Origin of the sequence: Kitasatospora sp. NPDC059747 (assembly GCF_042732955.1) — a bacterium.
Classification (GTDB): domain Bacteria; phylum Actinomycetota; class Actinomycetes; order Streptomycetales; family Streptomycetaceae; genus Kitasatospora.
In genome coordinates this window covers 1-4,962 of the sequence record NZ_JBHWGV010000053.1, presented here as the reverse complement: position 1 = coordinate 4,962, position 4,962 = coordinate 1, and the positions used below count along the sequence as shown (strand labels likewise).

General features: G+C 74.4%; 4 protein-coding genes. 1 reads left to right on the top strand and 3 read right to left on the bottom strand.

The window, feature by feature from the left end:
* Nucleotides 1-134: 134 nt before the first annotated feature.
* The 3 genes from ACFV4G_RS22995 to ACFV4G_RS22985 are packed head-to-tail and all read right to left on the bottom strand — an operon-like array spanning nucleotide 135 to nucleotide 3,254.
* Nucleotides 135-1,406 carry a sensor histidine kinase gene (locus ACFV4G_RS22995; protein WP_380443285.1) on the bottom strand — a complete coding sequence of 424 codons (1,272 nt, stop codon included), beginning with the start codon at nucleotides 1,404-1,406 and terminating at the stop codon, nucleotides 135-137.
* Nucleotides 1,407-1,440: 34 nt separating this feature from the next.
* Nucleotides 1,441-2,301: an ABC transporter permease subunit gene (locus ACFV4G_RS22990; RefSeq protein WP_380443283.1), complete on the bottom strand. Its 861-nt coding sequence runs from the start codon at nucleotides 2,299-2,301 to the stop codon at nucleotides 1,441-1,443.
* Nucleotides 2,298-3,254, bottom strand: coding sequence for an ABC transporter ATP-binding protein (locus ACFV4G_RS22985; protein ID WP_380443281.1), 957 nt, complete (start codon nucleotides 3,252-3,254; stop codon nucleotides 2,298-2,300). Before ACFV4G_RS22985 ends, ACFV4G_RS22990 begins: the two co-directional genes overlap by 4 nt.
* Before the next feature lie 795 nt (nucleotides 3,255-4,049).
* On the opposite strand from ACFV4G_RS22985, the gene ACFV4G_RS22980 reads away from it, so the two are divergent.
* A partial coding sequence (locus ACFV4G_RS22980; protein WP_380443279.1) for an ALF repeat-containing protein occupies nucleotides 4,050-4,962 on the top strand: 913 nt, incomplete at its 3' end.

The window sequence follows — 4,962 nt, the reverse complement described above, 5'->3', positions numbered from 1 at the left end:
CGCGCCGCCCTGGCGCCCGTCCACGGCTTCGTCGCCGCCGCCGCCGGCCACTTCCAGGTCGGGCTGGGAGTCGAGGGTCATGGAGAAGGCCAGGCGCAGCAGCGGCTGGTCGTCGACCAGCAGGACCTTGATCGTCATGCGGGGCTGGGCTCCTCGTCGGTGTCGCCGGGGTGGTCGTCGGTCAGGTGGAGGGTGGCGGCCACCCGCCAGCCGCCGCCGGGGGCGGGTCCGGCGGTGAGGTTGCCGCCGTAGGCGGCGACGCGTTCGCGCATGCCGGCCAGGCCCTGGCCCAGGCCGGGGGCGGTGGCGGTGGGGCGGCCGTCGTCGCGGATCTCCAGGGTGACGGCGGCGGGGGTGGCGTGGACGGTGACGCGGGCGCGGGCGCCGGGGGCGGCGTGCTTGAGGGTGTTGGTGAGGGATTCCTGGACGAGGCGGTAGGCGGTGAGCTGGGCGCCGGGTGAGACGGCGGTGCTGTCGCCGGTGACGTGGAGGTCGGTGGGCAGGCCGGCGGCGCGCACGTGTTCGGCGAGGACGGTGAGCTGGCCGATGCCGGGCTGGGGGTGGCGCAGCGCGTCGGGTTCGTCGGCGCGCAGGACGCCGAGGAAGCGGCGCATGTCGGTGAGGGCCTGGCGGCCGGTCTCGGCGGAGCGGCGCATGGCGTCGGTGGCCTTGTCGGGGGCGGTGGCGTTGGCGTAGGCGGCGGCGTCGGCGAGGGCGACCATGACGGAGAGGTTGTGGGTGACGATGTCGTGCATCTCGCGGGCGATGCGGGAGCGTTCCTCGGCGACGGCGAGGGCGGCCTGCTGGTCGCGCTGGTGTTCCAGGTCGCGGGCGCGCTCTTGGAGGGCGGTGAGCTGGGCGCGGCGGGCGCGGACGTTGAGTCCGAGGGCGACGGCGGCCAGGACGGTGCCGGAGAACAGGACGAACACGCGCAGCCACAGCGGCAGGTGGGCGGCGTTGCCGTGTTCGGTCAGCGGGGGCCAGCGCAGCAGGGCCATGACGACGCCGAGTTCGGCGACGCCGTAGGCGATGAGGGTCAGGCGGCGCCGGCAGTGGGCGGCGACGGTGTAGAGGGCGAGCAGGACGGCCGCGTCGGCGGGCATGGGGTGGCCGGTGGCCCACTGGGCGAGGGCGGCCAGGGAGATCGCGGCGAAGACCGGGAAGGGGGCGCGCCGGCGCAGGGCGAGCGGCAGGACGAGGGCGAGCTGCAGGGCCCAGAGCCAGGGGGTGGCGTGCAGCTCGCGGCGCTGGGGCAGGGCGGTGAGCACGAGCAGGCCGAGGGCGGCGGCGGCGTCGACGAGGGCGGGGTAGCGCTCGGTGAGGACGGCCGCGCGCAGCCGGGCGAGCCCGCGCGGGACGCCGAGGCGTCCTGCGCGGGCTGCGGGGGTCCGTTCGGCGGTGGTCACTGGACCATGCTCACACGGGCGGGGCGGGTGGCTGTCATGCGTCGCGTCGCTTGAGGACGACGGCGGCGCCGATCAGGGCGGCGAGGACGTAGAGGCACATCACGCCGAAGCCGGTCCAGGGGGCGAGGTCGTGCGGGCCCTGCTGGAGGGTGGCGAGGGCCTGGCCGGCGTTGCCGGGCAGGTAGGGGGAGATGGTGTCGCGCCAGGAGCTGGGCAGGGCCTCGGTGAGCAGCGGGAGCAGCATGAGGACGCCGAAGACGCTGGCGATGCCGCCGGCGGTGTTGCGGATGAGGGTGCCCAGGCCGACGGCGAGCAGGCCGACGGCGGTGAGGTAGAGGCCCATGCCGAACACGACGCGGGTGACGCCGGGGGCGCCGAGGGTGGTGTCGAGGTGCTTGCTCGCGAGGATCGACTGGCCGACGAAGAAGGCGATCAGGCAGGCGACGGTGGAGACGGCCCAGGCGACGGCGCCGAAGACGGCGGCCTTGGCCCAGAGCACCGGCAGGCGCTTGGGGACGGCGGACAGCGAGGCGCGGATCATGCCGGTGGAGTACTCGCCGGTGATGATCAGCACGCCGAGGACGCCGATGGCCAGCTGGGCGAAGTGGTAGCCCAGGAGGCTGTGCTCGGCGGCGCCGAAGTGCATGCGTTCGTCGGCGGGCAGGTGGTCCCAGCGGCTGACCGTGCCCCAGCACAGCAGGGCGCCGAAGCCGATGGTGAGGGCGACGGTGATGCCGAGCGTCCAGTAGGTGGAGCGCAGCGAGCGGAACTTGATCCACTCGGCGTGGACGGCCCGGGCGAGGGTGACGCCGGGGCGGGCGGGCCGGGAGGAGGGGGCGAACGCCGGGGTCGCGGTGGCGGCGGCGGGGGCGGCGGGGGTGGCGGTGGTGGTCATGCGGCCATCTCCTTGACCGGCTGGGCGGGGGTGACGACGGCCTGGTACTCCACCGCGTCCTTGGTGAGCTCCATGAAGGCTTCCTCCAGGGAGGCCTGCTTGGGGGTGAGTTCGAACAGCACGAGGGAGTGGGCGGCGGCCAGGCGGCCGATGCGCTCGCAGTCGGTGCCGGTGACTTCCAGGCGGTCGCTCTCCTCGTTCTCGTCGGCGGCCTTCTCGACCTGGACGCCGGGCTGGTCGGCGAGCAGTTCGCGCAGCCGGTCCGTGTCGGGGGTGCGCACGAGGACGGCGCTGCCGGCGGCGCGGGCGGTGAACTCGGCCACCGAGGTGTCGGCGATCAGCCGGCCGCGGCCGATGACGATGAGGTGCTCGGCGGTCAGGGCCATCTCGCTCATCAGGTGGGAGGAGACGAGGACGGTGCGGCCCTCGGCGGCGAGCGACTTGAGGAGGTTGCGGATCCAGCGGATGCCCTCGGGGTCGAGGCCGTTGACCGGCTCGTCGAGGATCACCGTGGCGGGGTCGCCGAGCAGCGCGGAGGCGATGCCCAGGCGCTGGCCCATGCCGAGGGAGAACCCGCCGGCGCGCTTGCGGGCGACCTCGCGCAGGCCCACCAGGTCGACGACCTCCTCCACCCGGCGCCGGGGGATGCCGTGGGTGGCGGCGAGGGCGGCGAGGTGGTTGAAGGCGCTGCGTCCGGTGTGGACGGCCCGGGCCTCCAGCATGGCGCCGACCTCGTGCAGCGGTGCGCCGTGCTCGGCGTAGCGGCGGCCGTTGACGGTGGCGTGCCCGGCGCTGGGGGTGTCGAGGCCGAGCAGCATCCGCATGGTGGTGGACTTGCCGGCGCCGTTGGGGCCGAGGAAGCCGGTGACGATGCCGGGTCGGACGGTGAAACTCAGGTCTTCGACGGCTGTGCGTGTGCCGTAGCGCTTGGTCAGGCCGACGGCTTCGATCATGGCGGGTCCTAGCGGAGGGGGGACGGTCCGGGGTTGTCGTCTTCCACGCTAGGCACCGGGTGGGGGGTGTTCGAGGGTCACCGGGAGGATCTTGCGGGGGGCGTGCTGGGCCGCGCGATGCACCCGGTGTACATCTCACGACGGATGCCGGGGTGCGGGGGTGCGCCGTCACGTTGGGGAGGAAACGTCACCGAACCGTGATGGTCGGGCGGCGGGTGCGGCGCTCTCTCATACATCCTTAATGTCCGTATTCGGGCGCCCCGGGGCCGGACGGGCCGGCCGCGTTTTTCCGTGCGGGGCTTGACCGCAGGTCAGAAGCCTTTCAGCGGCGGTCTCGTGCGTTGACGTGCGGGATTGGCGGCCGATAGCGTCCCGCTTGTTTTCTTTGCCAGCTCGGGGGTGCTGGTGTCTCCCGGGCGCGTCTCTCTTCATTTCCGGAGTGCCCGTGCGTAGCGTTCGAAGACTTGCCCGGCCCCTGGGCGCGGCCCCGGCGGCATCCGCGCCGGACGGCCCCCGGACCCCTCCCGGGCCCCTGCCCGGCGGCGGCGCGGGCAACGGCGTCCCCGCCGGCTGATCCCCTCCCGCGCACCGGCCCCGGCGGGCGCCGGCCCCGGTGCGCGATGACCACGACCCCCTGCCGTCCCGGCCGCTCCGCGCGGCGGCGGGTGTGCGGTGCGTGCTCCCCTGCCGCGCCGCCCGTCACGGAGCGATGTCCAGGACCACCGGTGTGGATTGCGGATTCCGGTGGCCCGCACGGCACCCCGGTGCCCGATTCATGATGGATTGCGAATTTCGATGAGATTGTCACTGACCTCACGGGCCCGGTCGCGCCTCGCGGCCGGGCTCGTGGCCGGCAGCCTGCTGACGGGGCTGCTCTCGACCCCGGCCCTCGCGGCCGACGCGCCGCCGACGGCGACCGCGGCGGATCCGGACCGGGTGAAGGCGGTCGCGGCCTGGCAGGCCGGCGGGCCGGCCGTGCGCCACGCGGCGGAGACCGCGCTGACCGGTTCGGCCGACGACCTGAAGGCGTTCCTGGCGAGCGGTCAGGCCACGGCCGCCGACCAGGACCTGCGGGCCAGGATCGAGGACCTGGTCGCGGACTCCGGCCCCGGGGTGCGTGACGCCGGGACGGCCGCGCTCAAGGGCTCGGCCGATGACCTGAAGAAGTTCCTCGACAAGGGCGCCCAGAAGGCCTACGAGGACGACCAGCGGGTGAAGGTCTCCCAGCTGATCGCCACCGGCGGGCCGGGGGTGAAGGCCGCGGCGTCCAAGGCCATGGACGGCTCCCTGGCGGACGTCAACCAGTTCCTGACCACCGGCCAGTTCAAGGCGAGGGACGACGACGACCGCGTCCACCTCTCGCAGCTGATGGCCTCGGGCGGGCCGGAGGTGAAGAAGGCCGCCGGCGCCGCGCTGGACGGCTCGATGGACGACGTCCAGCAGTTCCTGCAGTACGGCTACCAGACGGCGGCCGCGCACGACCAGGAGACGCTGTCCGTCGGGCAGTTGGCCGACCTGACGAAGACCGCCGCCGACCAGGCCGGCCAGCAGGCGATGACCGCCAAGGACGCGGCCGGCAAGGCCGTCGACGCCACCAGGCTCGCCAAGGAGTCGGCCGAGCGGGCCGCCGCCGAGACCAAGGCGGCGCAGGGCTCGGCCGGGCAGGCGTCGAACGCGGCCAACCGCGCCGCCGACGCCGCCACCCGCG

What these genes read in the sequence shown, in the direction of transcription:
- ACFV4G_RS22985 (WP_380443281.1), bottom strand. Translation starts at nt 3,254, where the DNA reads ATGATCGAAGCCGTCGGCCTGACCAAGCGCTACGGCACACGCACAGCC.
- ACFV4G_RS22990 (WP_380443283.1), bottom strand. Translation starts at nt 2,301, where the DNA reads ATGACCACCACCGCCACCCCCGCCGCCCCCGCCGCCGCCACCGCGACC.